Genomic DNA, 23,966 nt, shown 5'->3' on the forward strand with positions numbered 1-23,966 from the left:
TCCCACCACCACCCGCCCCTTCCGGCACCGAATTCCGACGACACCGATCCTCTGGCGAAACGCGAGCATGCAGTCCTCGACGAACTCCCCGGCAGACGCCCCCCGGTCCGCGGCCCGCTGGGCCCTGGTCTGCGTACTCGCCGCGAACATGCTGGTCGACGCCCTGGAAGTGTCCGCGACACTGGTGGCGCTGCCGGCCGTCGGCAGCGATCTGGCGCTGTCCGAGCCCCGGCTCCAATGGGTCGTCAGCGGGTTCGCCGCCGGCTTCGGCGGCCTCCTGCTGCTCGGCGGCCGGCTGGTCGAACGACTCGGCCGCCGCCCCGTCTACCTCGCCGCGCTCCTCGTCTTCGCCGGCGCTTCGCTGGCGGGTGCGCTGGCGGACGGTCCGGGGTTGCTGATCGCCACCCGGGTGGTGAAGGGTTTCTGCGTCGCGCTGACCGCGCCCACCGGACTCGCCATCATCGTTTCCGCCGTCCCGGAGGGCGCCGCCCGGCGCCGGGCGGTATCGCTGTACTCCTTCTTCGGCGCCGCCGGCTTCTGCGCGGGACTGCTGCTGTCGGGCCTGCTCACCGAAGTCGGCTGGCGCTGGACCTTCGCCTTCCCCGCCCCGGTCGCCCTCCTGCTGCTGGCCGCAGGACTCCGGCTGGTCCCGCGCGACGTCCCCGCCGTGCGGACCCGCGCGGTGCACACCCGGCGCGCCGCGGCCGGCGGCGCCGCGCTGACCGGCACGGTGCTGCTGCTCGTGTACGCCGTCTCGGAGGCGGCCGGGCCCGGGCGGCAGCCGGGGCGCGCGTCCGCCGCGTTCGCCGGGGCCCTGCTGCTCGGCGCCGGCTTCGTGCGGGCCGAGCGGACGGCCGGCCGGCCGCTGGTTCCGCCCGGGCTGCTGCGGCACGCGCCCCTGGTGCGCTCCGCGGTGGGCGCCGCCGCGCTCAACGGCTCGTACGTGGCCTTCCTGTTCGTGGTGACCCTGCAGCTCCAGCGGGCCGGGTGGACCCCTTGGGAGACGGCCCTCGCCTTCCTCCCGGCAGGGGCGCCGCTCGCGCTGCTCGCGCTGCGCTCCGGGCGGATCGCCGTCCGCCTCGGACCGGCGCGGGCGGTGGCGGCGGGCGCGGCCGCCGCCCCGCTGGGCTACGCCCTGTACCCCCGCGGCCCCGCGACCGAGGTGGCCTACACCGACCTGCTCCCCGCCACGGGGTGCGTCGGCGCCGCCTTCGTGCTCGCCTTCACCGCGCTGCACCTCCAGGCCACGGCGGGCGTTCCCGCGCACCGGCAGGCGGAGGCCGGCGCGTTCTACCAGACCTGCGTCCAACTCGGCGCGGCCCTCACGACGGTCCTCGTCTCCGCCCTGTACACCGCCGGCACCGATCACGCCCTGTGGTTGGTGACGGCAGTCGGCCTGGCGGGCGCCGTCGTCGCGCTGACGGGCCTGGGGCGGGCGTCGGAGCCCCGACGCCCGTCCGTCCGGCGGGCCCGCGAGGGCCTGCCCCGAAGTTCCCGCACACCCACCTCTGAAAGGAAGTCCCATGTCCAACGTGCCTCTGCGACTGGCCGTCATCATCAGCAGCGTCCGCGAGGGCCGCTTCGGCCCGGTGCCCGGCCAATGGATCGCCGCGCAGGCCCGTGAGCGGGCGGACCTGGAGGTCGACGTGATCGACCTGACCGAGCACGACCTGCCGGCCGCCCTGTCCTTCAACCCCTCCCCGGAGACCGCCGAGGCACTCGCCTCCGTCTCGCCCCGGCTGGAGCGGGCCGACGCGTACGTGGTCGTCACCCCGGAGTACAACCACAGTTACCCGGCCTCGCTCAAGCACCTCATCGACTGGCACTACACCCAGTGGCGCGCCAAGCCGGTCGGCTTCGTCTCCTACGGCGGCCTGGCCGGCGGCCTGCGGGCGGTGGAGCACCTGCGGCCGGTCTTCGCCGAACTGCACGCGGTCACCGTCCGCGACGTCGTCAGCTTCCACTCGGCGTGGGAGCACTTCGGCGAGGACGGCCTCCCCAAGGACGCCGAAGGGCCCGAGGGCGCCGCGAAGGTGCTGCTCGACCAGCTCGCCTGGTGGGGAACCGTCCTGCGCGAGGGCCGTGAGAAGACCCCGTACCAGGCCTGACCCCCACTTCACCTCGACGGGCGGACGGGGGCACCCGTCCGCCCCGACCTGGAGAACAACATGACCACACTGCACATGTCACATACGTACGAGACGGATACCGGCCAGGTCCGCATCTCCCCGCCGGACGTCACCGTGCTGAACTCCGTAGGGCGGCGTGAGCGGGCCCGCATGCTGGAGCAGTACGTCCGCGAGGAGTTGGGCCGCATCCTCGGGATCGCACCGCAGTACGTCGACACGACGGGCCGTCCGATGGGCTGCCTCGGGATCGGATCGATCTCCGGAATCGAACTGCAGTACCGGATGGAGTCGGTGCTGGGCGTCGACCTCAACCTCCAGCGCCTCCTGCTGGCGAACAGCGCGCAGGAGCTCATCGACTGCCTCGTCGGACAGTTCGGCCCGGACGCCCACCTGCACGGGGCCCCGGTGCCGGCATGACGACGACCACCCTGCTGTCCGCCGCCCGCCCGGCGGTGCACCACCTGGACCTGCCCGACTGCGACTTCACCCTGTCCGCGGACCGGATCGACCTGTGGCTGGTGCGCCGTCCCACCGGCGCGGCGGCCGATGCCCTGGCGATCGGGGAGTTGGACGACGACGAGCGCAGGAAGACCGACGCGTTCATCCGCCAGTCCGACGGCATGCTCTACGCCGCGGCTCACGTCGCCGTGCGCCGGCTGCTCGGCCGTTACACCGCCACCCTGCCGCAGGACGTCCGCTTCATGCGCGAGCCCTGCCCCGGCTGCGGTGAGGCGCACGGCCGCCCCGCCCTGTCACCGCCGCCGCCTCCGCTGCACTACTCCCTCTCGCACAGCGGGGGAGTCGCGCTCGTCGGGGTCGGTACCCGACCCCTCGGCGTCGACGTGGAGAAGCTGCCGGGGGTCGAAACCGTCGACATCTGCTCGAAGGCGCTGCACCCGGACGAGCAGTCGGAGATCGCCGAAACCGAGGCAGGTGACGAGCGCCGGCAGCTCTTCGGCCGGATCTGGACGCGAAAGGAAGCGTTCCTCAAGGGGCTCGGGACAGGGTTGAGCCGCTCACCCGCCGAGGACTACCTCGGCACCGACCACGACCGCCACCCGGACGGCTGGACCATGGTCGGCGTTCCCGCCGACTCCGGACATGCCGCCGCCGTCGCCGTGGCCGGGACCCCTCCCGAAGTGGTCGACGTCCGGTGGGTGCCCGACACCTGGCTCGCGGCCGGGGGTTCCGCGTGCGGTGCCTCCCCGTGGCCGGCCGCACAGTACGCCCCAGCCGACCGCAAGTAAGGACGTGACCGGATGATCCACACCGCCTTCGTCTTCCCGGGCCAGGGCTCCGAATGCGCCGGCATGGGCAAGGAACTGCTCGCCCTGCGACCGGACCTCGCCGACACCTACCTCCGAGCCGCCGACGACCTCCTCGGCATCCCCCTCGGCCGGCTGTGCCGGGAGGGCTCAGCCCGGGACCTGGAGGACCCCGCGGTGGCGCAGCCCGCCGTGTTCCTGACGAGCCTGGTCGCGCTGGAAGTGCTGCGCGGCGAGGGCCTCGAACCCGACGTGGTCGCCGGGCACAGCCTGGGCGAGTACGCGGCGCTGGTCGCCGCTGGCGTCCTGGAGTGGAGCGAAGCGCTGTGGCTGGTCCGGCTGCGCGGCGAACTCGTGGCCACCGTCGGCGACCGGGTGGGCAGCGCCACCGCGGCCGTCATCGGCCTGCGCCGCACCGACCTGGCGCGGATGTGCGCCGAGGCCCGGGCGGCCACGGGCCGGGTCGTGGAGGTGGCCGGGGAGAACGAGCCCCGCCAGACGGTGGTCTCCGGAGAGGCCGTCGCGGTCGACCACCTCATCGCGTCCGCCCGGGCGGCCGGGGCGCGGGTGCGGCGGCTGCGCACCGGCGGCCCGTTCCACTCCAGCCTGTTGCGCGATGTCGAGGCGGAGTTCACCGAGACCCTGATCGCCACCGAGTTCCGCGACCCGGCCGTACCACTGGTCTCCGGCGTCACCGGCGGGCGGGTGACGACGGCGGAGGAGGCGGTCGTCTCCCTGCGCGGCCAGCTCACCAGCCGGGTGCGATGGACCGAAACCGTCGAGACCCTCGCGGCCTCGGGCGCCGACCGGTTCGTGGAGGTGGGACCCGGCCAGGTGCTCAGCGGCCTGGTCCGGCGCATCCTGCCGCGGGCCCGGGTCCACACGACGCACACGGCGGCGCGGCTGGCCGCGGCCGTGGACGCGCTCACCGACACCACAGTCTGACCGTCGACCGACAGGAAGGGTGGGGAGAGGACAATGCCCATGGCGGACGACACGATCCGGTCCCGGATCGAAGAGCTCAACGGGATCAAGGAGTCCGCACGCAGCGGCGACGAGGGTGCCACCGGGCGCCAGCACGCCAAGGGCAAGCTGACCGCCCACGAGCGGATCTCGCTGCTGCTGGACAAGGGCTCGTTCACGGAGGTGGAACCGCTGCGCCGGCACCGGGCCGTCGGTTTCGGCCTGGAGGCGAAGCGCCCCTACAGCGACGGCGTCGTGACCGGTTGGGGCACCGTGGAGGGCCGCACCGTCTTCGTCTACGCGCACGACTTCCGGATCTTCGGCGGTGCGCTGGGCGAAGCCCACGCCGAGAAGATCCACAAGATCATGGACATGGCCGAGTCCGCCGGAGCCCCGCTGGTCTCGCTGAACGACGGGGCCGGCGCCCGCATCCAGGAGGGGGTCTCGGCGCTGGCCGGCTACGGCGGGATATTCCGGCGCAACACCAAGGCCTCGGGCGTCATCCCGCAGATCTCCGTGATGCTCGGCCCCTGCGCCGGCGGGGCCGCGTACTCCCCGGCGCTCACGGACTTCGTGTTCATGGTCCGCGAGACCTCCCAGATGTTCATCACCGGACCCGACGTCGTCAAGGCGGTCACCGGCGAGGAGATCAGCCAGAACGGCCTCGGCGGAGCGGACGTGCACGCGCAGACCTCCGGCGTCGCGCACTTCGCGTACGACGACGAGGAGACCTGCATCGCCGAGGTCCGCTACCTGCTGGGGCTGTTGCCCTCCAACAACCGGCAGCTGGCCCCCGTAGAGCACTCCGGCGATCCGGCGGACCGTCCCAACGATGTCCTCCTCGACCTGGTGCCGGCCCAGCCCGGGCAGGCGTACGACATCCGCAAGGTGATCGAGGAGGTCGTCGACGACGGCGCCCACTTCGAGGTGCACCCCGCATGGGCGCCGAACCTCGTCTGCTCGCTGGCCCGACTGGACGGGCACGTCGTCGGCATCGTCGCGAACAATCCCGCGGCGCTGGCGGGCGTACTGGACATCGAGGCCTCCGAGAAGGGGGCGCGGTTCGTCCAGTTCTGCGACGCCTTCAACATCCCCCTCGTGACGCTGGTCGACGTCCCCGGTTTCCTGCCGGGCGTCGACCAGGAGCACAACGGCATCATCCGGCGAGGCGCGAAGCTGCTGTACGCGTACTGCAACGCGACCGTGCCCCGGATCTCGCTCGTGCTGCGCAAGGCGTACGGCGGTGCCTACATCGTCATGGACTCCCGCTCGATCGGCGCGGACCTGGCACTGGCCTGGCCCACCAACGAGATCGCGGTGATGGGGGCGGAGGGCGCGGCGAACGTCGTCTTCCGGCGCGAGATCAGCGCGGCTGACGACCCCGAGGCCGTCCGTGCGCAGCGAATCGCGGAGTACAAGCAGGAGCTGATGCACCCGTACTACGCGGCCGAACGCGGCCTGATCGACGACGTGATCGACCCGCGGGACACCCGCTCGGTGCTGATCCGCTCGCTGGACATGCTGCGCGCCAAGCACTCCGACCTGCCCGTCCGCAAGCACGGCAACCCGCCGCAGTGAGCGGACGCGCGGCCCCGCGGCACCCGGTCCCGGGGCCGCAGCGACGTCACGAGACGAGGAGCAGCCCGTGGAAACGAACGACTCCGGCCACCTGATCCGGGTGGTGAAGGGCCGGCCCGACGCCGAGGAACTGGCGGCCCTGACCGCCGTCGTGCTGGCACGGGCGGCGGCCTACGAGGGAGAGCACGGCGGTACGGCGGGCGGCGGACCGGCCCGGGCGAGCTGGTACCGGCCCGAGCGGACGCGCGGCTTCCTCGGCCCCCGCACCTGGCGCGACCACTCCGCGCCCGCCCCGTCGGCCTGAGTGTCAGCGCCCCTTCGCAACCCCTTCTTCCCCTCCCCATTCCTTGCAAGGAGACATCCATGACACGCCTCGTCCCCGAGCGGACGCGCACCGAGGTGGCGGCATGAGACTGCTCGTCACCGGTGGGGCCGGGTTCATCGGCTCGCACTTCGTACGGACCCTGCTCGACGGCGGTTACGCCGGCCACGGGCAGACCCGGGTCACCGTCCTCGACAAGCTCACCTACGCGGGCAACCGGGAGAACCTGCCGGCCGCACACCCCCGCCTGGACTTCGTCCGGGGCGACATCTGCGACGGGCCGTTGCTGCTGGAGCTGCTCCCCGGCCACGACGCGGTCGTGCACTTCGCGGCCGAGTCGCACGTCGACCGGTCCGTACGCTCCGCGGCCGAGTTCGTCCACACCAACGTCGCGGGCACCCAGACCCTGTTGGATGCCTGTCTGGCCACCGGCGTCGGCCGGGTCGTGCACGTCTCCACCGACGAGGTCTACGGGTCCATCGCCGAAGGTTCCTGGACGGAGGAGTGGCCACTTCTGCCCAACTCCCCGTACGCCGCCTCGAAGGCGGCCTCCGACCTCATCGCGCGCTCGTACTGGAAGACGCACGGGCTCGACGTGTCGATCACCCGCTGCTCGAACAACTACGGGCCCCACCAGCACCCCGAGAAGCTGATCCCGCTCTTCGTCACCAACCTGCTCGAAGGCCTCCAGGTCCCGCTGTACGGCGACGGCCGCAACGTCCGGGAGTGGCTGCACGTCGACGACCACTGCAGGGCGATCGCCCTCGTCCTGGCCGGAGGCCGGCCGGGCGAGGTCTACAACATCGGCGGCGGCAGCGAGCACACCAACCGGCACATCACCGAGCGGCTGCTCGCACTGTGCGGCGCGGACGCGTCCGCGGTGCGCCGGGTGGCCGACCGCAGGGGCCACGACCTGCGCTACGCCCTCGACGGGACCAAGATCCGCGAAGAGCTGGGGTACACGCCGCGTGTCCCCTTCGAACAGGGCCTCGCCGACACCGTCGCCTGGTACCGGGACAACCCCGGCTGGTGGAAGGCAGTGAAGCACCCGAGCGACCACTCCGGCCTGGAAGGCCGGGAAGGGACCACGTCATGAACACACACAAGGGACTCGTCCTCGACGAGACCGTGAAGTTCCACCAGGACACCCAGGTCGAGCGGCCCTTCGTCCCCGGCACCACCGAGATCTGGCCCGCCGGAGCGGTACTGGACGAACGCGACCGCACGGCGCTGGTCGAGGCCGCCCTGGAGATGCGGATCGCCGCCGGACCCAGCTCGCGCCGGTTCGAGTCGCGCTTCGCCCGCAAGCTGGGACACCGCAAGGCGCACCTGACCAACTCGGGTTCCTCCGCCAACCTGCTGGCCATGACGGCCTTCACCTCGCACCTGCTGGAGGACCGGCGCCTCAAGCGGGGGGACGAGGTCATCACGGTCGCCGCGGGCTTCCCCACCACCGTCAACCCGATCATCCAGAACGGGCTCGTCCCGGTCTTCGTGGACGTCGAGCTGGGCACCTACAACACGACGGCGGACCGGGTCGCGCAGGCGATCGGGCCCAAGACCCGCGCCATCATGATCGCACACGCTCTCGGCAACCCCTTCGAGGTCGCGGAGATCGCCCGGCTCGCCGCCGACCACGACCTGTTCCTGATCGAGGACAACTGCGACGCGGTGGGCTCCACGTACGACGGGCAGCTCACCGGAACCTTCGGCGACATGACGACGGTCAGCTTCTACCCGGCCCACCACCTGACGATGGGCGAGGGCGGCTGCGTCCTGACCTCGAACCTGGCGCTCGCGCGGATCGTGGAATCACTGCGCGACTGGGGCCGGGACTGCTGGTGCGAGCCGGGCGAGACCAACAAGTGCCTCAAGCGCTTCAACTACCAGATGGGCACCCTCCCCGAGGGCTACGACCACAAGTACATCTTCTCGCACGTCGGCTACAACCTGAAGGCCACCGACATCCAGGCGGCACTCGGACTCACCCAGCTCGACAAGCTCGACGACTTCTGCGAGGCGCGCCGCCGCAACTGGCGCCGGCTGCGCGAGGGCCTGGACGGCGTGCCCCACCTGATCCTGCCCGAGGCCACCCCGCGCAGCGACCCGAGCTGGTTCGGCTTCGCCCTCACCGTGGACCCCGGCGCGCCCTACACCCGGGCAGCCCTCGTCGACTTCCTCGAAGACCGCAAGATCGGAACGCGGCGTCTGTTCGCGGGCAACCTGACCCGGCACCCGGCCTACATCGGCGAGGAGCACCGCGTGGTCGGCGACCTCACCAACAGCGACATCATCACCGACCAGACCTTCTGGATCGGCGTGTACCCGGCGCTGACCGACGAGATGCTCGACTACGTCATCGCCTCCGTCAAGGAATTCGTGGGAGGCCGGCGGTGACCGTACGAACCCTCTTCCCCGGCCCGGTCGAACCAGCCCTCAAGGCGCGCCTCGACATCGAAGTCCCGTACCGCTTCGCCCGGTCGGCCGCCACCCCGGAGGGCGCCGCGCTGCGTACCGAGGACGTCGCCGGCTGGCTGGAGGAGCGTCGCCGGGCCCACCGCTTCCAGGTGGAGCGGATTCCCTTCGCCGAACTCGACGGCTGGTCGTTCGACCCGGTGACGGGCAACCTGGGACACCACAGCGGCAAGTTCTTCACGGTGGAGGGCCTGCGGGTCACCTCCACAACGGACGGCTTCGCCCACGCATGGCACCAGCCGATCATCCGGCAGCCCGAGGTCGGCATCCTGGGCATCCTGGTCAAGGAATTCGACGGCGTCCTGCACTTCCTGATGCAGGCGAAGATGGAGCCCGGCAACCCCAACCTGCTCCAGCTCTCGCCGACCGTGCAGGCCACCCGCAGCAACTACACGAAGGCCCACAAGGGTGCCGACGTCCGCTACCTGGAGTACTTCGCCGGTCCCGGCCGCGGGCGGGTGCTCGCCGACGTGCTCCAGTCCGAACACGGTTCGTGGTTCTTCCGCAAGAGCAACCGGAACATGCTCGTCGAGGCCGTCGGCGAAGTCCCCGAGCACGAGGACTTCCGATGGCTGACCCTCGGTCAGATCGGCCGGCTGTTGGGCCGTGACAACGTGGTCAACATGGACGCGCGCACGGTGCTGTCCTGCGCCCCGTTCCCGGACGCCGAAGGGCTGTCCCTGTACTCGGACACCGAGCTGTTGTCCTGGTTCACGGCCGAGCGCTCCCGCCACGACGTGAGCGCCGAGCGGGTACCGCTCGCAGGCCTCCCGGGTTGGAGGCAGGGCGAGCACTCCATCGACCACGAGGAGGGCCGTTACTTCAGTGTCGTCGCGGTCGGCGTGGAGGCGTCCAGCCGCGAGGTGGGCGGCTGGACGCAGCCCCTGTTCGAGCCGAAGGGACTGGGCGTCACCGCGTTCTTGACCCGCAGGATCGGCGGGGTGCCGCACGTGCTCGTGCACGCCCGCGTCGAGGGCGGCTTCGTCGACACCGTCGAGCTCGGCCCGACCGTGCAGTACACCCCCTCGAACTACTCGCATCTGTCACGCTCCGACCGTCCTCTCTTCCTCGATCTGGTGCTCGGCGCCGACCCGTCCCGCATCCGCTACGAGGCGGTGCACTCGGAGGAGGGCGGCCGCTTCCTGAACGCGGAGAGCCGCTACCTGATCCTGGAGGCCGACGAGGAAGAGGCCCCGCTCCAGGCGCCGCCCGGTTACCTGTGGGCCACGCCCTGGCAGCTCACCTGCTTCCTGCGGCACAACCACTACCTCAACGTCCAGGCCCGGACCCTGCTCTCGTTCCTGACATCGGGGGCGGTACACCTCTGATGGGCGCCGTCCGCATCGGCGTACTGGGCTGCGCCGACATCGCCCGCCGCCGGATGCTGCCCGCGCTGCGGGCGTGCCCCGACACCGAACTGGTCGCGGTGGCGGCCCGCGAGGGCGCCAGGGCCCGCGCGACCGCGGTCGAGTTCGGCTGCGAGGCCGTCACCGGCTACGGCGCCCTGCTGGCGCGACCGGACATCGACGCGGTGTACGTACCGCTGCCCGCGGCCCTGCACGCCCGGTGGGTGGAGGCCGCCCTGCTCGCCGGTAAACACGTCCTCGGGGAGAAGCCGCTCACCACCAGCCTGACCGCGACCCGTCGGCTGGCGGCACTGGCGGAGGCGGCCGGGCTGGCGCTGAGGGAGAACGTGATGTTCGTCCACCACTCCCAGCACGCCGCGGTCCGCGCACTCGTGGCGGGAGGCGCGATCGGCGAGGTGCGCGGCTTCCAGGCCGCCTTCACAGTGCCCCGACTGCCCGACGACGACATTCGCTACGACGCCGCGCTCGGCGGCGGCGCCCTGTGGGACACCGGCGTCTACCCGGTCCGGGCGGCCCTGCACTTCCTCGGGCGGCAACTGGAGGCCGAGGCAGCCGTCCTGGTCCGCCGCGGCCCTCACCGGGCGGTCGACACCGAGGGCACGGCGCTGCTGCGCACCCCCTCGGGGAGCTGCGCCCAACTGGCCTTCGGTCTCGACCACGGCTACCGGTCCGCCTACGAGATCACCGGTACCGAAGGGCGCATCACCGTCGACCGGGCCTTCACCCCGCCCGCCGGCCACCCTCCCCAGGTGCGCCTGGAACGTCGCACCGGCGTCGAGGAGATCCGCCTCGACCCCGACGACCAAGTGCTCAACACCGTCACCGCGTTCGCCGCGGCCGTTCGTACCGGAGCCCTGCCGGACGGCGCGATCCTGCGCCAGGCGGAGCTGCTGGACGCCATCCGACGGTGCGCGTCGGTCGTATGAGCGCGAACGAGCGGGTCCGCGGCCCCGACCCACCACATCCCCTCACAGAATTCTTCGAACCAGGAGCGGCGATGCTGCCTTGCACCCACCCCGAGATATCGGAACTGTCGGCCCAGGTACGGCTGTTGCGCGACCACAGCGAGCTGCGGGCCCTTTTCGACCGCTACCTCACCGCCCTCGACCTGGACGGCGTGCCGGAAGGGGACGAGACGTCGTTCGGCGGGATCTTCACAGAGGACGCCACCTTCACCTTCCCCATCGGCACCTGCTCGGGGACCGACGGCTTCACCGCCTTCCAGCGGCAGGCCAGGGGACGGTGGGCGCGGACCCACCACCTCGGCTCCGGCCACGCCATCTCCGTCGAGGGGGACCGGGCCACCCTGCGGGTCCAGCAGCTGACGGCCCACGTCCACCACCCCGGCGACGGCCCCTCGGGTCGCTTCGACGTAGGCGGCTACTCCGAGGCGCGGGCCCTGCGCACCGAGGCCGGCTGGCGGCTCAGCCACGTCGCGTACCACGTCGTGTGGGACTCCGGCGACCGGCTGCCCGAGCTGACCGGAGTCCGGCTGTGAGTACCGGATGACCGCCATGCAGGCCGAGCCGCTCTACGCCGCGCTGCTCTTTCCCGAGCTGCTGCAGCCCACGCTCTACCGTGCGCACCGGTACCCGGCGCCGCCCCTGACCGCGCTCATGCGCCGCCGGGCCGCCTGGGCACTGGCCGTCGTCCGGGGCCGGGTGCGTCCCGTCCGCTGAACCTCCCCACGCCTCCAGGAGATCCCCCGATGGCCGCTGCCTCCGCCCCCACCGTGCCCGGCGTCCGGGCCGTCACGCTCGACGGGGGCGGGATTCCCCTGTCAGGGCTGCTGGCACTGCCGACGCAGCCCGTGCCCCGAGCCGTCGTGGTCGCCTTGCACGGCGCCGGGATGAGCGCCGGCTACTTCGACAGCAGGGCCCTTCCCGGGCAGTCACTGCTGACCCTCGGCGCCGAGCTCGGCTTCGCCGTCCTCGCCCTGGACCGGCCCGGGTACGGGGCCTCGGCCGCCGCCCTGCCCGAGGGGTTGGACCTCGTCGGGCAGAGCGCGGTGTTGCGCGCGGCACTGGCCTGCTTCGCCCGGCGACACGAAACCGGCGCCGGCTTCTTCCTGCTGGCGCACTCCAACGGCGGCCGGCTCGCGCTGTCCGTCGCGGCCGACGGTCTCGAAGCAGAACCGCTGGGCGTGGACGTCTGCGGCCTCGGCCGGCACTTCGCGGTGGAGCCGGAGCGACTCCCCGGTTCCGGCGCCGGCGGGCCGGGCGAGTGGCGCCGGCACTGGGGGGCGCTGCGGCTGTACCCGCCGGACGCCTTCCGGCTGGGCCAGGAGCTGGTCCGCCCGGTCCCCGTCGTGGAGGCGCGGGAGACGCGCCGGTGGCCGCGGATGTACCCGGCCGTCGCGGCCCGGGTGCGCGTGCCGGTCCGCTTCACCTTCGCCGAACAGGAGCAGTGGTGGAGGACCGACGAAGCCGCGCTGGTGGAATTGCTGGCTCCGTTGACGCGGGCCCCCGCGGAGGTCGTCCGGCAGCCCGACGCCGGCCACAACGTCAGCCTCGGCTGGGCGGCCCGTGCCTATCACCTGCGGGCGCTGGCCTTCCTGGAGGAGCGCCTGCTCGCGCGGAACGCCGTGCGGCCGGGGATTCCGAAGACCCTGACACAGACGTGAACAAGGTTGACGTGGCTCTGACATGGAGCCCGTTGACCCACTGATGGGTACCAACGAGGCTTTTGGAGAGCATTCCGCGACGTGTACCGAAAGCCGCCATAGAGGGGCACGTCCTCTCGGACGGATGCCCCGCGCACGTTCTGTTCATTCGGCTCCACCCTGAAGAGGAACCACACATGAGTGACGTGAAGGATCTGGTGCAGGTCGCCGGGATCATCGATGCCGAAGAGGCCGCTCTGCCGGCCGAGGAGGGCGTCGACTGGTTCGGGTTCCCGCTCCGCCTCCCGTCGGGCAAGGACGACATCTCCGAGGCGGCGGCAACGGAGATCATCGCCGGCCTGAAGGCCCCCCAGGAGGGCGTCCTCATCAGCTACCTGACCGACGCCGACGAGATCAGCGCCTTCACCACCGAGCTCGGTGTCAAGGCCGTCCAGCTCCACGGCGACGTGGAGCCGGAGCAGCTGCGCAAGCTCAAGGCCAACCGCCCCGACCTGTACGTGCTCAAGAGCCTGGTCGTGAAGGAGGACAACGCCGAGGAGCTGCTCCGACTCGTCGACGACGTCGCCGACGCGGTGGACATGTTCATCACCGACACCTTCGACCCGGCCACCGGCGCCAAGGGCGCCACCGGTCTCACCCACGACTGGAACGTCAGCGCCGAGCTCGTGCGCCGCTCCCCCAAGCCCCTGATGATGGCCGGCGGCCTGAACGCGGAGAACGTCGCCGACGCGATCCGCTTCGTCAAGCCCGCCGCCGTCGACGCCCACACGGGCCTCGAAGGCGCCGACGGCCGCAAGGACCGCGCCAAGGTCGCCACGTTCGTGGCCGAGTCGCGCAAGGCGTTCGCCGAGATCGCCGGCGAGAGCGCCTGACCCCTACGGCACAGCCCGACCCCCTGGTTGCGGCCGCCCGGGGCAACCCCCCATCGGGCCCCGGTCGCAGCCCGTCTCCACCGACCGACGAGAAGCAGGTTCTCATGGCGACCGGCCACCACAACGTCCACCCACTGCCGCAGACCAACCAGCTCCGGGCGATGCACACCGTCATCAGAGACCGCGACGCCTCGCGCGCCGACTTCGTCTTCTACTCCCGGCGCATCATCCGCCTCCTGCTCGAGTCCGCGCTCGATCTGCTGCCGTTCGACAAGCAGAAGGTGACCACGCCGGTCGGCGAGACCTTCGAGGGCCTGAAGTTCACGCCCCACCTGTGCGCCGTGCCCGTGATCCGGGCCGGGGACTCGATGGTGGACGAGCTGCGCGCCGTCGTACCCGACATCCGCGTCGGCAAGATACTCATCCAGCGGGACAAGACCACCAAGCTGCCCCACGTCCTCTACCAGAACCTGCCGGACGACATCGCGCACCGGCAAGTGCTGCTGCTGGAGCCGATGCTCGCCACCGGCGGCAGCGCCAACGCCGCCATCGACCTGCTGCTGGAGGCGGGCGTGCGCGAGGAGAACATCGTGTTCGTCAACTTCCTCGCCGCGCCCGAGGGCATCGAGGCGGTCCACGACCAGCACCCCCTCGTCAAGATCGTCACCTCGTCCGTCGAAGAGCGGCTCAACGAGAACGCGTTCATGATCCCGGGCCTCGGCGACTTCGGCGACCGCTTCTTCGGCACCACCGACTCGGCCGTGGTCCGATGACGAGCCGCGCGCTGTCCGACTCGGCCCTGACCGCGCTCGCACCCGCCATCTGGGGTTCGACGTACCTGGTCACCACCGAGCTGCTGCCGGAGGGCCGCCCGCTGCTGGCGGCCGTACTGCGGGCGCTGCCCGCGGGCCTGATCCTGGTACTCATCGGCCGCACCCTGCCCCGCGGCATCTGGTGGTGGCGTGCGCTGGTCCTCGGCGTGCTCAACATCGGCGCCTTCTTCTACCTGCTGTTCGTCGCGGCGTACCACCTGCCGGGCGGGGTCGCGGCGTTGGTGATGTCGATCCAGCCGATGATCGTGCTGCTCCTGGGTGCCCTGCTGCTCAAGGAGAAGATCAAGCGGATCCACCTGGTCGCCTGCGCGCTCGGCGCCGCCGGTGTGGCCCTGCTGGTCCTCCAACCGAACGCCGGCCTCAACGCCACCGGTGTCATCGCCGGTCTGCTGGGCGCGCTCAGCATGGCCTCGGGCATCGTCTTGACCAAGCGCTGGGGCCGCCCCGAAGGCGTGGGCCTGCTGACCTTCACGGGCTGGCAGCTCACCGTCGGCGGCCTGGTGCTGCTGCCGGTCGTGCTGATCGGCGAGGGCCTGCCAGACACGATCACCGGCAAGAACCTGGCGGGCTTCGCCTACCTCGGCATCATCGGGGCCCTGTTCGCCTACGCGATCTGGTTCCGCGGCATGGAGCGGCTGCCCGCGCTCGCCGTCTCGTTCCTGAGCTTCGCCTCGCCGCTCGCGGCCACCCTGCTGGGGTACTTCGTCCTCGACCAGGCCCTGTCGCCGCTCCAACTCGTCGGCGCGCTCACCGTGGTCGCCGCCGTCGTCCTGGCCCAGCCGCGTCCCGGCCGGGCCAGGAGGCAAGCGGCCAGGGCGAGCGCGCGGGAGCCCGTCGACGCCTGACCCGACGGAGCTCCTCCCCGACTCCCGGCCCCACCGAACCCCCCCTGGTGGGGGCCGGGAGTGGCGGTGGCACACCGAGGTCTCCCCCGTCCTCGGTGTGCCACCCGTCCGCCACCGACCAGGAGGGAACCGAGTCCGTGCCCCACATCCACGTCCGGCACTACCCGAGAGACTTCACGGCCGAGCAACTCCGGGCGATCGACGAAGCGGTGACCGCCGCGGTGACGCGGACCTTCGCCACCGACGAGGACTCCGTCTCGATCTCGCTGGAGCCGGTCGAACCCGAGGACTGGGACGCCCACGTCCTCACCGAGATAGCGGCCCGCCGGGACCTGCTGGTCAAGCCGCCCGGCTACTGGAACGAGAAGTGAGAGACCTTCGATGAGCGCAAGCAGCGGCATCCCCGTCGTCTACACCGAGGAAGTCCGTGAGGCCCTCCACGAGGGCGCGGCCGTCGTCGCCCTGGAGAGCAACGTCATCACGCACGGCCTGCCCTACCCCGACAACGCCGCCACCGCCCGCAAGGTGGAGGACGCGGTACGGGCCGGCGGCGCGGTGCCCGCGACGATCTGCATCGAGGCCGGCCGGATCCGCGTCGGCATGTCGGACTCCGACATCGAGCGCTTCGCCTCGCTGCCGAACATCCCCAAGGTCTCCAGCCGCGACATGCCCCTCGTCCTGGCCGGGGGCGGCCTCGGCGCGACCACCGTCGCCTCCTCCGTCGTGGCGGCCGAACTCGCGGGGATCGCGTTCTTCTCCTCCGCGGGCATCGGCGGCGTGCACCGCGGCGCGCAGGAGACCTGGGACGTCTCCTCCGACCTCATCCAGTTCACCCGCTCCAAGGTCGCGGTCGTCTGCGCCGGGGCGAAGATGATCCTCGACCTCGGGCTGACGCTGGAGTACCTGGAGACGCAGTGCGTCCCGGTCGTCGCCTACCGCTCGGACGACTTCCCCGCCTTCTACTGCCGCACCAGCGGCCACCGGGCGCCCCACCGCCTGGACGACGAGCAGGTCATCGCCCATGCCATCGAGGCCCACTGGGCGCTCGGCAACAACAGCTCCTTCCTGATCACCACCCCGGTCCGGGAAGCGGACGCCATCGACTCCACCGAGGTCGACACGGCCATCCGCGAAGCCGTCGCCCGGGCCGCCGCCGACGGCATCTCCGGCCAGGGCATCACCAAGTACCTGATGCGGGCCGTGGACGCGGCCACCGACGGACGCTCGGCGCGCGCCAACATGGCCGTCCTCGCCTCCTGCGCGGAGGCCGCCGGCCGGCTCGCCGTCGCCCACGCCACGCACCTCGCCGAACGCGCGGGACGCTGACCCGTCCCACCCCTTCCGCCGTCGCACGTCCGCACCACGCAAAGACCTCGATGAGGAGACACCCGATGTCCGAGAAGTTGTTCGAGCCGGTCACCCTGGGGAAGCTGGCCTTGCGCAACCGCCTGGTCATGGCGCCCATGAGCCGCAACCGCGCCACCCCCGACGGCCTCGCCACCGAGCTGATGGCCACCTACTACGGCCAGCGGGCCGGCGCCGGTCTCATCATCAGCGAGGGCGTCCAGCCCAACGTCGTCGGCCAGGGGTTCATGAACAGCCCCGGCCTCCACTCGCAGCAGCAGACCGAGTCCTGGAAGCAGGTCACCTCCGCCGTGCACCGCGCCGGCGGACTGATCGTCGCCCAGCTCATGCACGCCGGCCGCATCGGCCACCCGTCCCTGTACCCCAGCGCCCACCAGTCGGTCGCGCCGTCGGCCGTCACCGCGGCCGGCCAGTGCTTCGGCCCCGAGGGCGCGCTGGACTACCAGGAGCCGCACGCGCTGACGGTCGAGGAGATCGCGCAGACCGTCAAGGACTTCGCGGACGCCGCGCAGAACGCCGTCGAGGCCGGCTTCGACGGCGTCGAGGTCCACGCGGGCAACGGCTTCCTGCTCCACCAGTTCCTCGCGGAGAACACCAACCTGCGCACCGACGAGTACGGCGGCTCCATCGAGAACCGCGTCCGCTTCGCCGCCGAGGTGATCGAGGCGGTGTCCGAACGCATCGGCGCCGACCGCGTGGGCGTGCGCATCTCGCCCGCCAACCCGTACAACGACATCGTCGAGGGCGACACCGCCGCCCTGTACGAGGCGCTCGTCGCGGCCCTGCCGCCGCTGGCGTTCCTGCACGTGCTGGAGGGCGGCAACCGCAGCCGGACCGAGGCGCTGCGCGCCCAGTGGACCGGCACCATCATCCTGTCCCCGCACCCGGAGAACCTGGGCGTCCCGGTCACCGCCGAGACCGCCACCGAGGCGCTGGAGGCCGGTGTCGCCGGCGCCGTCGCGTTCGGCGCGGCCTTCCTGGCCAACCCGGACCTGCCGGAGCGGGTGCGCGCCGGCGGCCCGTTCAACGCGGTGGACACCACCACCTTCTACGGTGGCGACCACCGCGGCTACACCGACTACCCGACCCTGGCAGAGGCCGTTTCCGCGTGAGCGACTCCGGACAGATGCTGCTTTTCTCGGGGCGCGCACACCCCGGGTTGGCGGAGGCCGTGGCGGCCGAGCTGGGCACGACGCTGGTCCCGACGAAGGCGATCGACTTCGCCAACGGCGAGATCTACATCCGCTACCACGCCTCCGTGCGCGGCGCGGACTGCTTCGTCATCCAGAGCCACACCGCCCCCATCAACAAGGCGATCATGGAACAGCTCATCATGATCGACGCGTTGAAGCGGGCCTCCGCGCGCAGCGTCACGGTGATCCTGCCGTTCTACGGGTACGCCCGACAGGACCGCAAGCACAGCGGCCGCGAGCCCATCTCGGCCCGCCTGGTCGCGGACCTGCTGAAGACCGCGGGCGCGGACCGCATCCTGACGGTCGATCTGCACGCCGACCAGATCCAGGGCTTCTTCGACGGGCCGGTGGACCACCTGTTCGCGATGCCGGTCCTCGCGGACCACATCGGGGCCAAGGCCGACCGCGACCACCTCACGGTCGTCTCGCCCGACGCCGGTCGCGTCCGGGTGGCCGACGGGTGGTGCGACCGGCTGGGCGCGCCGTTGGCCATCGTCCACAAGCGGCGCGACAAGGACGTGGCCCACCAGGTCACCGCCCACGAAGTGGTCGGTGACGTCCGGGGCCGGGACTGCGTCCTGGTCGACGACATGATCGACACCGGCGGCACGATCTGTGCCGCCGCCGACGCCCTCTTCGCCCAGGGGGCTCGGGACGTCATCGTGGCGGCCACGCACGGGGTGCTGTCCGGCCCCGCCGCGGACCGCCTGAAGAACTCGCGGGTCAGCGAGTTCGTCTTCACGGACACCCTGCCGGTGCCCGGGGCGCTCGGACTGGACAAGGTCACCGTCCTGTCGATCGCCCCGCTCATCGCGGGCGCCGCCCGTGAGGTGTTCCGCAACGGATCGGTGACCCGGTTGCTCCAGGACCGGTAGGGCCGGGGGCGGGCGGGCCGAGGGGGTCCGCCCGTTCCCCGGGGCAGTGCGCGGGGGTGCACCGTCCCGACGACCCGTACCGCGTGAGCCACTGCAGACCGGCCGCCGCGATCTCGCGGCCCGGTGCGCGGGCGGCGGGCACGCCCGCTGTTCCACGAAGGAAGTTAAGGAAGCGAGAAATGACCTTTCAGGAGACCAGCGTGCTCGAGCCCACCCTTCTGGGGACCAAGGCGTTGCCGGACCTGCTCGCCGAGCGGGTCGCGGAGCACCCGGAGGCGACCGCGGTCGTCTACCGCGACCAGAGCCTCACCTACCGTGAACTGGCGGCCAGAAGCTCGGCCCTGGCCGAGTACCTGAGACATCTCGGTGTCTCGGCGGACGACTGCGTCGGCCTCTTCGTCGAGCCGTCGCTCGACCTGATGATCGGCGCCTGGGGCATCCTGTCCGCCGGCGGCGCCTACCTGCCGCTGTCCCCGGAGTACCCCGAGGACCGGCTCCGGTACATGATCGAGAACAGCCAGGCGAAGATCATCCTCGGTCAGCAGCGCCTGGTGTCCCGACTGCGCGACCTCGCGCCGAAGGACGTCACCGTCGTCACCCTGCGCGACTCCGACGCGTTCGTGCTGCCCGAGGGCGCGCCCGCGCCCGCCGCCGAGGGCAGCCGCCCCGACAGCCTCGCCTACGTCATCTACACCTCGGGCAGCACCGGGAAGCCCAAGGGCGTGATGATCGAGCACCGCAGCGTCGTCAACCAGCTCGGCTGGCTGCGCGAGACGCACGGCATCGACCGCAGCAAGGTCGTCCTGCAGAAGACCCCGATGAGCTTCGACGCCGCCCAGTGGGAGATCCTCTCCCCGGCCAACGGCACCACTGTCGTCATGGGCGCCCCCGGCGTCTACGCCGACCCCGAGGGCCTCATCGAGACCATCCAGAAGCACGGCGTCACCACCGTCCAGTGCGTCCCGACGCTGCTCCAGGCGCTCATCGACACCGAGAAGTTCGACGCCTGCTCCTCGCTGAAGCAGATCTTCAGCGGTGGCGAGGCGCTCTCGCGCAACCTGGCCCTCCAGGTCACCCGCGAGATACCGGGCCGCGCCCTGATCAACCTGTACGGGCCGACGGAGTGCACCATCAACTCCTCCTCGTACACCGTCGACCCCGCCGCCCTGGACGAGGGCCCGCAGTCGATCTCGATCGGCAGCCCGGTCCACCACACCGAGTACCACATCCTCGACAAGGACCTGCGCCCCGTCGGCGTCGGCGAGATCGGCGAGCTCTACATCGGCGGCATCCAGCTCGCCCGCGGCTACCTGCACCGCCCCGACCTGACCGCCGACCGCTTCCTGGAGATCGCGCTCACCGAGGACGCCGCCCCCACCCGCCTCTACAAGACGGGCGACCTGGGCCAGTGGAACCCGGACGGCACCGTGCAGTTCGCCGGCCGCGCCGACAACCAGGTCAAGCTGCGCGGCTACCGCGTCGAACTCGACGAGATCTCCCTCGCGATCGAGAACCACGAGTGGGTCCGCAACGCGGCCGTCATCGTCAAGAACGACAGCCGCACCGGCTTCCAGAACCTCATCGCCTGCGTCGAGCTGAGCGAGAAGGAAGCCGCCCTGATGGACCAGGGCAACCACGGCTCCCACCACGCCTCGAAGAAGAGCAAGCTCCAGGTCAAGGCGCAGCTGTCCAACCCGGGCCTGCGCGACGACGCCGAGCTCGCCGGCCGCCCGGCCTTCGACCTGGAGGGCTCCGAGCCCACCCCCGAGCAGCGCGCCCGGGTCTTCGCCCGCAAGACGTACCGCTTCTACGAGGGCGGCGCCGTCACCCAGGACGACCTGCTCGACCTGCTCGGCGCCAAGGTCAGCGCGGGCTACTCGCGCAAGGCGGCCGATCTGGCCCCCGCCGAACTGGGCCAGATCCTGCGCTGGTTCGGCCAGTACGTCAGCGAGGAGCGGCTGCTGCCGAAGTACGGCTACGCCTCCCCGGGCGCGCTGTACGCGACGCAGATGTACTTCGAGCTGGAGGGCGTCGGCGGACTGAAGCCGGGCTACTACTACTACCAGCCGGTCCGCCACCAGCTCGTGCTGATCAGCGAGCGCGAGGCCACCGGCAAGCCCACCGCGCAGATCCACTTCATCGGCAAGAAGAGCGGCATCGAGCCGGTCTACAAGAACAACATCGTCGAGGTCCTGGAGATAGAGACCGGCCACATGGTCGGCCTCTTCGAGCAGATCCTGCCCGGCTACGGCCTCGACATCCACGACCGCGCCTACGAGCCGGCCGTCCGCGAGCTGCTGGACGTCGCCGACGAGGACTACTACCTGGGCACCTTCGAGCTCGTCCCGCACGCGGGCCCGCGCGCCGACCACGCCGAGGTCTACGTCCAGACACACGGCAGCAAGATCGCCGGCCTGCCCGAGGGCCTGTACCGCTACGCGGACGGCGAGCTGGACCGCTTCTCGGACGACATCGTCCTGAAGAAGCACGTCATCGCGATCAACCAGTCGGTGTACCAGGCGGCGAGCTTCGGCATCAGCGTCTACAGCCGGGCCCCCGAGGAGTGGCTGCGGTACATCACCCTCGGCAAGAAGCTCCAGCACCTGATGATGAACGGGCTGAACCTGGGCTTCATGTCCTCCGGCTACAGCTCCAAGACCGGCAACCCGCTGCCCGCCTCGCGCCGCATGGACGCCGTCCTCGCCGCGAACGGCGTCGAGAGCGGCCCGATGTACTTCTTCGTCGGCGGCCGCGTCAGCGACGAGCAGGTCGGCCACGAGGGCATGCGCGAGGACAGCGTCCACATGCGCGGTCCGGCCGAACTCATCCGAGACGACCTCGTCAGCTTCCTGCCCGACTACATGATCCCCAACCGGGTCGTGGTGTTCGAGCGGATGCCGCTGTCCGCCAACGGCAAGGTCGACGTCAAGGCACTGGCCGCCTCCGAGCAGGTCAACGCCGAACTCGTCGAGCGCCCCTTCGTCGCACCGCGCACCGAGACCGAGAAGGAGATCAGCGCGATCTGGGCGAAGTCCCTGCGGCGCGAAAGCGTCTCGGTGCAGGACGACTTCTTCGAGTCCGGCGGCAACTCCCTGATCGCCGTCGGTCTGATCCGCGAACTCAACTCCCGCCTCGGCGTCACCCTGCCGCTGCAGAGCGTCCTGGAGTCCCCGACCGTCGAGAAGCTCGCCCGGCGCCTGGAGCGCGAGGTCGCCCAGGAGTCCTCCCGCCTGGTGCGGCTGCACGCGGAGACCGGCAAGGCCAACCCGGTGATCTGCTGGCCGGGTCTGGGCGGCTACCCGATGAACCTGCGCTCCCTGGCCGGCGAGATCGGCCTCGGCCGCTCGTTCTACGGCGTCCAGTCGCACGGCATCAACGAGGGCGAGACCCCGTACGAGACCATCGTCGAGATGGCCAAGGCGGACATCGAGGCCATCAAGGAGCTCCAGCCGACCGGCCCCTACACCCTGTGGGGCTACTCGTTCGGCGCCCGTGTGGCCTTCGAGACCGCCCACCAGCTGGAGCAGGCGGGCGAGAAGGTGGAGAACCTCTTCCTGATCGCCCCGGGCTCCCCGAAGGTGCGCGCCGAGAACGGCAAGGTGTGGGGCCGTGAGGCGTCCTTCGCCAACCGCGGCTACACCACGATCCTCTTCTCCGTCTTCACCGGCACCATTTCCGGTCCGGACCTGGAGAAGTGCCTGGAGGTCGCGACGGACGAGGCGTCCTTCGCCGAGTTCATCAGCGAGCTCAAGGGAATCGACGTCGAACTCGCCCGGCGGATCATCTCGGTCGTGGGCCAGACCTACGAGTTCGAGTACTCGTTCCGCGAGCTGGCCGAGCGCACCCTCCAGGCGCCGATCAGCATCTTCAAGGCCGTGGGCGACGACTACTCGTTCCTGGAGAACAGCAGCGGTTACTCGGCCGAGCCGCCGACGGTCATCGACCTCGACGCCGACCACTACAGCCTGCTGCGCGAGGATGTCGGCGAGCTGGTCAAGCACATCCGCTACGTGCTCGGCGAGGAGTAGGAGCCGGGTCTCTCCGGAAGAATCACGGCCGCCCCGCTGGAGAAATCCGGCGGGGCGGCCGTCCTTTTTTGTTTCCGGCACGGCGGGAAGAGGATGGCCGAATAAATGCCAAATCTCTGACGCAAATTAACGGAAGCCTGACCGGGGCCTCATTGACGTGCGGTCCGACATTGCTAGAAAATTGCACAATACAATCTCATGCGTACTGCCCATCGCATTCCATGTCCCGCCGACCACCATTCGGAAACGCCACTGTCTTGCTGACGAGGAGTTACATCCCATGCGCTTCAATCTCATCGGGCCGTTCGAAATCGTTGCCGATGACGGCAGGATCCACCGGCCCGGAACTCCGAAGGTCTGCCAGACGCTGGCCCTGCTGCTCACCCGGCCCGGCGAGATCGTCACGGCCGAATCGCTCATCCAGGAGCTCTGGGGCGAGAAACCGCCGCGCAGCGCCGTCACGACCCTCCAGACGTACGTGTACCACGCGCGCCGGATGTTCGTGAACGAGAACCTCGTCCCCGCGGGCCGCTCGCTGATCACCACCAGCCCGCCCGGCTACGTGATCCAGGTGGACGACTCCGAGGTCGACATACGGATCTTCGAGCGGCTCGTCGCGCAGTCACGCGGCGAACTGAGCGACGGCGACCCGGTCACGGCCCTCCGAACCGTTCGCAGCGCCCTCGACCTGTGGCGCGGGCCGGCCCTGTCGAACTTCCCCGCGGGCGACATGCTCACCGGCCACGTGGTCCATCTGGAGGAACTGCGCATCAGGGCCTTCGAGATCCGCATCGAGGCGGAAGAACAGCTCGGCCTGCACCGCGAATCCATACCCGAGCTGCGCAAGCTCACCAACGACTACCCGCTCAACGAGTGGTTCCACACCCAGCTCATCACCGCCCTGGGCGCCGCGGGCCGCCGGGCCGAAGCCCTCCAGGCCTACCAGCACGTCAGGCGCCTGCTCGCCGACGAACTGGGCCTGGAGCCCTCGCTGGAGCTCAAGCAACTCCAGATCAAGCTGCTGACGCCGGCGCGCAAGCGCATCGTCCCCGACCACACCGACACCCGCCCCCGCCAGGTTCCGCTCCAGCCCGAAGGCGAGCGCTTCGCGCTGCGGTTCGGCGCCTGACCCCGCGGACGACGTGAGAGCGTCCAGGATCGGCTTGTGGAGCACCACCGGGACCCGGCTGACCGACTCGAAGAAGGCGACGGCCTCCTCGACCGCCTCGGGCG

General features: G+C 71.0%; 23 protein-coding genes. All 23 read left to right on the top strand.

Going from position 1 to position 23,966, the window contains the following annotated elements; translation table 11 throughout:
• Positions 1–67 precede the first annotated feature (67 nt).
• Positions 68–1,624: an MFS transporter gene (locus tag ACFVXJ_RS25195; RefSeq protein ID WP_389664933.1), complete on the top strand. Its 1,557-nt coding sequence runs from the start codon at positions 68–70 to the stop codon at positions 1,622–1,624.
• Complete coding sequence (locus ACFVXJ_RS25200) at positions 1,524–2,108, top strand: NADPH-dependent FMN reductase (RefSeq protein WP_389664935.1); 585 nt, start codon at positions 1,524–1,526, stop codon at positions 2,106–2,108. Before ACFVXJ_RS25195 ends, ACFVXJ_RS25200 begins: the two co-directional genes overlap by 101 nt.
• Before the next feature lie 60 nt (positions 2,109–2,168).
• Complete coding sequence (locus ACFVXJ_RS25205) at positions 2,169–2,546, top strand: acyl carrier protein (RefSeq protein ID WP_389664937.1); 378 nt, start codon at positions 2,169–2,171, stop codon at positions 2,544–2,546.
• On the top strand, positions 2,543–3,376 hold the full coding sequence (locus ACFVXJ_RS25210) for a 4'-phosphopantetheinyl transferase family protein (RefSeq protein ID WP_389664939.1): 834 nt from the start codon (positions 2,543–2,545) through the stop codon (positions 3,374–3,376). The genes ACFVXJ_RS25205 and ACFVXJ_RS25210 overlap by 4 nt, the downstream gene beginning before the upstream one ends.
• Before the next feature lie 12 nt (positions 3,377–3,388).
• Positions 3,389–4,339, top strand: a complete 951-nt coding sequence (locus tag ACFVXJ_RS25215; RefSeq protein ID WP_389664941.1) for an ACP S-malonyltransferase — start codon at positions 3,389–3,391, stop codon at positions 4,337–4,339.
• A 33-nt stretch (positions 4,340–4,372) separates the two neighbouring features.
• Complete coding sequence (locus tag ACFVXJ_RS25220; RefSeq protein ID WP_389664943.1) at positions 4,373–5,935, top strand: acyl-CoA carboxylase subunit beta; 1,563 nt, start codon at positions 4,373–4,375, stop codon at positions 5,933–5,935.
• 67 nt (positions 5,936–6,002) lie between these two features.
• Positions 6,003–6,239 carry an acyl-CoA carboxylase subunit epsilon gene (locus tag ACFVXJ_RS25225; protein WP_389664945.1) on the top strand — a complete coding sequence of 79 codons (237 nt, stop codon included), beginning with the start codon at positions 6,003–6,005 and terminating at the stop codon, positions 6,237–6,239.
• 103 nt (positions 6,240–6,342) lie between these two features.
• Positions 6,343–7,353: a dTDP-glucose 4,6-dehydratase gene (gene rfbB / locus ACFVXJ_RS25230; protein WP_389664947.1), complete on the top strand. Its 1,011-nt coding sequence runs from the start codon at positions 6,343–6,345 to the stop codon at positions 7,351–7,353.
• Positions 7,350–8,654, top strand: coding sequence for a lipopolysaccharide biosynthesis protein RfbH (gene rfbH, locus ACFVXJ_RS25235; RefSeq protein ID WP_389664948.1), 1,305 nt, complete (start codon positions 7,350–7,352; stop codon positions 8,652–8,654). The genes rfbB and rfbH overlap by 4 nt, the downstream gene beginning before the upstream one ends.
• Complete coding sequence (locus ACFVXJ_RS25240) at positions 8,651–10,060, top strand: NDP-hexose 2,3-dehydratase family protein (RefSeq protein ID WP_389664950.1); 1,410 nt, start codon at positions 8,651–8,653, stop codon at positions 10,058–10,060. The genes rfbH and ACFVXJ_RS25240 overlap by 4 nt, the downstream gene beginning before the upstream one ends.
• On the top strand, positions 10,060–11,025 hold the full coding sequence (locus tag ACFVXJ_RS25245) for a Gfo/Idh/MocA family protein (protein WP_389664952.1): 966 nt from the start codon (positions 10,060–10,062) through the stop codon (positions 11,023–11,025). The genes ACFVXJ_RS25240 and ACFVXJ_RS25245 overlap by 1 nt, the downstream gene beginning before the upstream one ends.
• Before the next feature lie 71 nt (positions 11,026–11,096).
• Positions 11,097–11,597, top strand: coding sequence for a nuclear transport factor 2 family protein (locus tag ACFVXJ_RS25250; protein ID WP_389664954.1), 501 nt, complete (start codon positions 11,097–11,099; stop codon positions 11,595–11,597).
• A gap of 7 nt (positions 11,598–11,604) precedes the next feature.
• Positions 11,605–11,778 carry a hypothetical protein gene (locus tag ACFVXJ_RS25255; protein ID WP_389664956.1) on the top strand — a complete coding sequence of 58 codons (174 nt, stop codon included), beginning with the start codon at positions 11,605–11,607 and terminating at the stop codon, positions 11,776–11,778.
• 29 nt (positions 11,779–11,807) lie between these two features.
• Positions 11,808–12,722 carry an alpha/beta hydrolase gene (locus ACFVXJ_RS25260; protein ID WP_389664958.1) on the top strand — a complete coding sequence of 305 codons (915 nt, stop codon included), beginning with the start codon at positions 11,808–11,810 and terminating at the stop codon, positions 12,720–12,722.
• Positions 12,723–12,898: 176 nt separating this feature from the next.
• Positions 12,899–13,594: a phosphoribosylanthranilate isomerase gene (locus ACFVXJ_RS25265; protein ID WP_389664959.1), complete on the top strand. Its 696-nt coding sequence runs from the start codon at positions 12,899–12,901 to the stop codon at positions 13,592–13,594.
• A gap of 104 nt (positions 13,595–13,698) precedes the next feature.
• Positions 13,699–14,367 carry a uracil phosphoribosyltransferase gene (gene upp, locus ACFVXJ_RS25270; RefSeq protein WP_389664961.1) on the top strand — a complete coding sequence of 223 codons (669 nt, stop codon included), beginning with the start codon at positions 13,699–13,701 and terminating at the stop codon, positions 14,365–14,367.
• Positions 14,364–15,272: an EamA family transporter gene (locus tag ACFVXJ_RS25275; RefSeq protein WP_389664963.1), complete on the top strand. Its 909-nt coding sequence runs from the start codon at positions 14,364–14,366 to the stop codon at positions 15,270–15,272. The genes upp and ACFVXJ_RS25275 overlap by 4 nt, the downstream gene beginning before the upstream one ends.
• Before the next feature lie 137 nt (positions 15,273–15,409).
• A complete protein-coding gene (locus tag ACFVXJ_RS25280; RefSeq protein WP_389664964.1) occupies positions 15,410–15,643 on the top strand; it encodes a tautomerase family protein in 234 nt (77 codons plus the stop codon).
• A gap of 10 nt (positions 15,644–15,653) precedes the next feature.
• Positions 15,654–16,598 (top strand): pseudouridine-5'-phosphate glycosidase, encoded by a 945-nt coding sequence (locus tag ACFVXJ_RS25285; protein ID WP_389664966.1) that lies wholly within the window; start codon positions 15,654–15,656, stop codon positions 16,596–16,598.
• Between the two features lie 65 nt (positions 16,599–16,663).
• Positions 16,664–17,749, top strand: coding sequence for an alkene reductase (locus tag ACFVXJ_RS25290; RefSeq protein WP_389664968.1), 1,086 nt, complete (start codon positions 16,664–16,666; stop codon positions 17,747–17,749).
• Between the two features lie 14 nt (positions 17,750–17,763).
• Positions 17,764–18,705 (top strand): ribose-phosphate diphosphokinase, encoded by a 942-nt coding sequence (locus tag ACFVXJ_RS25295; protein ID WP_389664995.1) that lies wholly within the window; start codon positions 17,764–17,766, stop codon positions 18,703–18,705.
• A 179-nt stretch (positions 18,706–18,884) separates the two neighbouring features.
• Entirely contained in the window at positions 18,885–22,733 is a 3,849-nt protein-coding gene (locus ACFVXJ_RS25300; protein WP_389664969.1) for an amino acid adenylation domain-containing protein, read from the top strand.
• Positions 22,734–23,013: 280 nt separating this feature from the next.
• Complete coding sequence (locus tag ACFVXJ_RS25305) at positions 23,014–23,862, top strand: BTAD domain-containing putative transcriptional regulator (protein ID WP_389664971.1); 849 nt, start codon at positions 23,014–23,016, stop codon at positions 23,860–23,862.
• Positions 23,863–23,966: the final 104 nt, after the last annotated feature.

Origin of the sequence: Streptomyces sp. NPDC058279, assembly GCF_042881255.1 — a bacterium.
In the GTDB taxonomy this organism is placed as follows: domain Bacteria; phylum Actinomycetota; class Actinomycetes; order Streptomycetales; family Streptomycetaceae; genus Streptomyces.

Bases quoted from the DNA above. Each gene is read 5' to 3' on its own strand.
- ACFVXJ_RS25275 (WP_389664963.1), top strand. From the start codon at position 14,364: ATGACGAGCCGCGCGCTGTCCGACTCGGCCCTGACCGCGCTCGCACCC.
- ACFVXJ_RS25215 (WP_389664941.1), top strand. From the start codon at position 3,389: ATGATCCACACCGCCTTCGTCTTCCCGGGCCAGGGCTCCGAATGCGCC.
- ACFVXJ_RS25195 (WP_389664933.1), top strand. From the start codon at position 68: ATGCAGTCCTCGACGAACTCCCCGGCAGACGCCCCCCGGTCCGCGGCC.
- ACFVXJ_RS25210 (WP_389664939.1), top strand. From the start codon at position 2,543: ATGACGACGACCACCCTGCTGTCCGCCGCCCGCCCGGCGGTGCACCAC.
- ACFVXJ_RS25305 (WP_389664971.1), top strand. From the start codon at position 23,014: ATGCGCTTCAATCTCATCGGGCCGTTCGAAATCGTTGCCGATGACGGC.
- ACFVXJ_RS25200 (WP_389664935.1), top strand. From the start codon at position 1,524: ATGTCCAACGTGCCTCTGCGACTGGCCGTCATCATCAGCAGCGTCCGC.
- ACFVXJ_RS25255 (WP_389664956.1), top strand. From the start codon at position 11,605: ATGACCGCCATGCAGGCCGAGCCGCTCTACGCCGCGCTGCTCTTTCCC.
- ACFVXJ_RS25245 (WP_389664952.1), top strand. From the start codon at position 10,060: ATGGGCGCCGTCCGCATCGGCGTACTGGGCTGCGCCGACATCGCCCGC.
- rfbB (WP_389664947.1), top strand. From the start codon at position 6,343: ATGAGACTGCTCGTCACCGGTGGGGCCGGGTTCATCGGCTCGCACTTC.
- ACFVXJ_RS25285 (WP_389664966.1), top strand. From the start codon at position 15,654: ATGAGCGCAAGCAGCGGCATCCCCGTCGTCTACACCGAGGAAGTCCGT.
- ACFVXJ_RS25265 (WP_389664959.1), top strand. From the start codon at position 12,899: ATGAGTGACGTGAAGGATCTGGTGCAGGTCGCCGGGATCATCGATGCC.
- upp (WP_389664961.1), top strand. From the start codon at position 13,699: ATGGCGACCGGCCACCACAACGTCCACCCACTGCCGCAGACCAACCAG.
- ACFVXJ_RS25290 (WP_389664968.1), top strand. From the start codon at position 16,664: ATGTCCGAGAAGTTGTTCGAGCCGGTCACCCTGGGGAAGCTGGCCTTG.
- ACFVXJ_RS25220 (WP_389664943.1), top strand. From the start codon at position 4,373: ATGCCCATGGCGGACGACACGATCCGGTCCCGGATCGAAGAGCTCAAC.
- ACFVXJ_RS25295 (WP_389664995.1), top strand. From the start codon at position 17,764: ATGCTGCTTTTCTCGGGGCGCGCACACCCCGGGTTGGCGGAGGCCGTG.
- ACFVXJ_RS25250 (WP_389664954.1), top strand. From the start codon at position 11,097: ATGCTGCCTTGCACCCACCCCGAGATATCGGAACTGTCGGCCCAGGTA.
- ACFVXJ_RS25205 (WP_389664937.1), top strand. From the start codon at position 2,169: ATGACCACACTGCACATGTCACATACGTACGAGACGGATACCGGCCAG.
- ACFVXJ_RS25300 (WP_389664969.1), top strand. From the start codon at position 18,885: ATGACCTTTCAGGAGACCAGCGTGCTCGAGCCCACCCTTCTGGGGACC.
- ACFVXJ_RS25260 (WP_389664958.1), top strand. From the start codon at position 11,808: ATGGCCGCTGCCTCCGCCCCCACCGTGCCCGGCGTCCGGGCCGTCACG.
- rfbH (WP_389664948.1), top strand. From the start codon at position 7,350: ATGAACACACACAAGGGACTCGTCCTCGACGAGACCGTGAAGTTCCAC.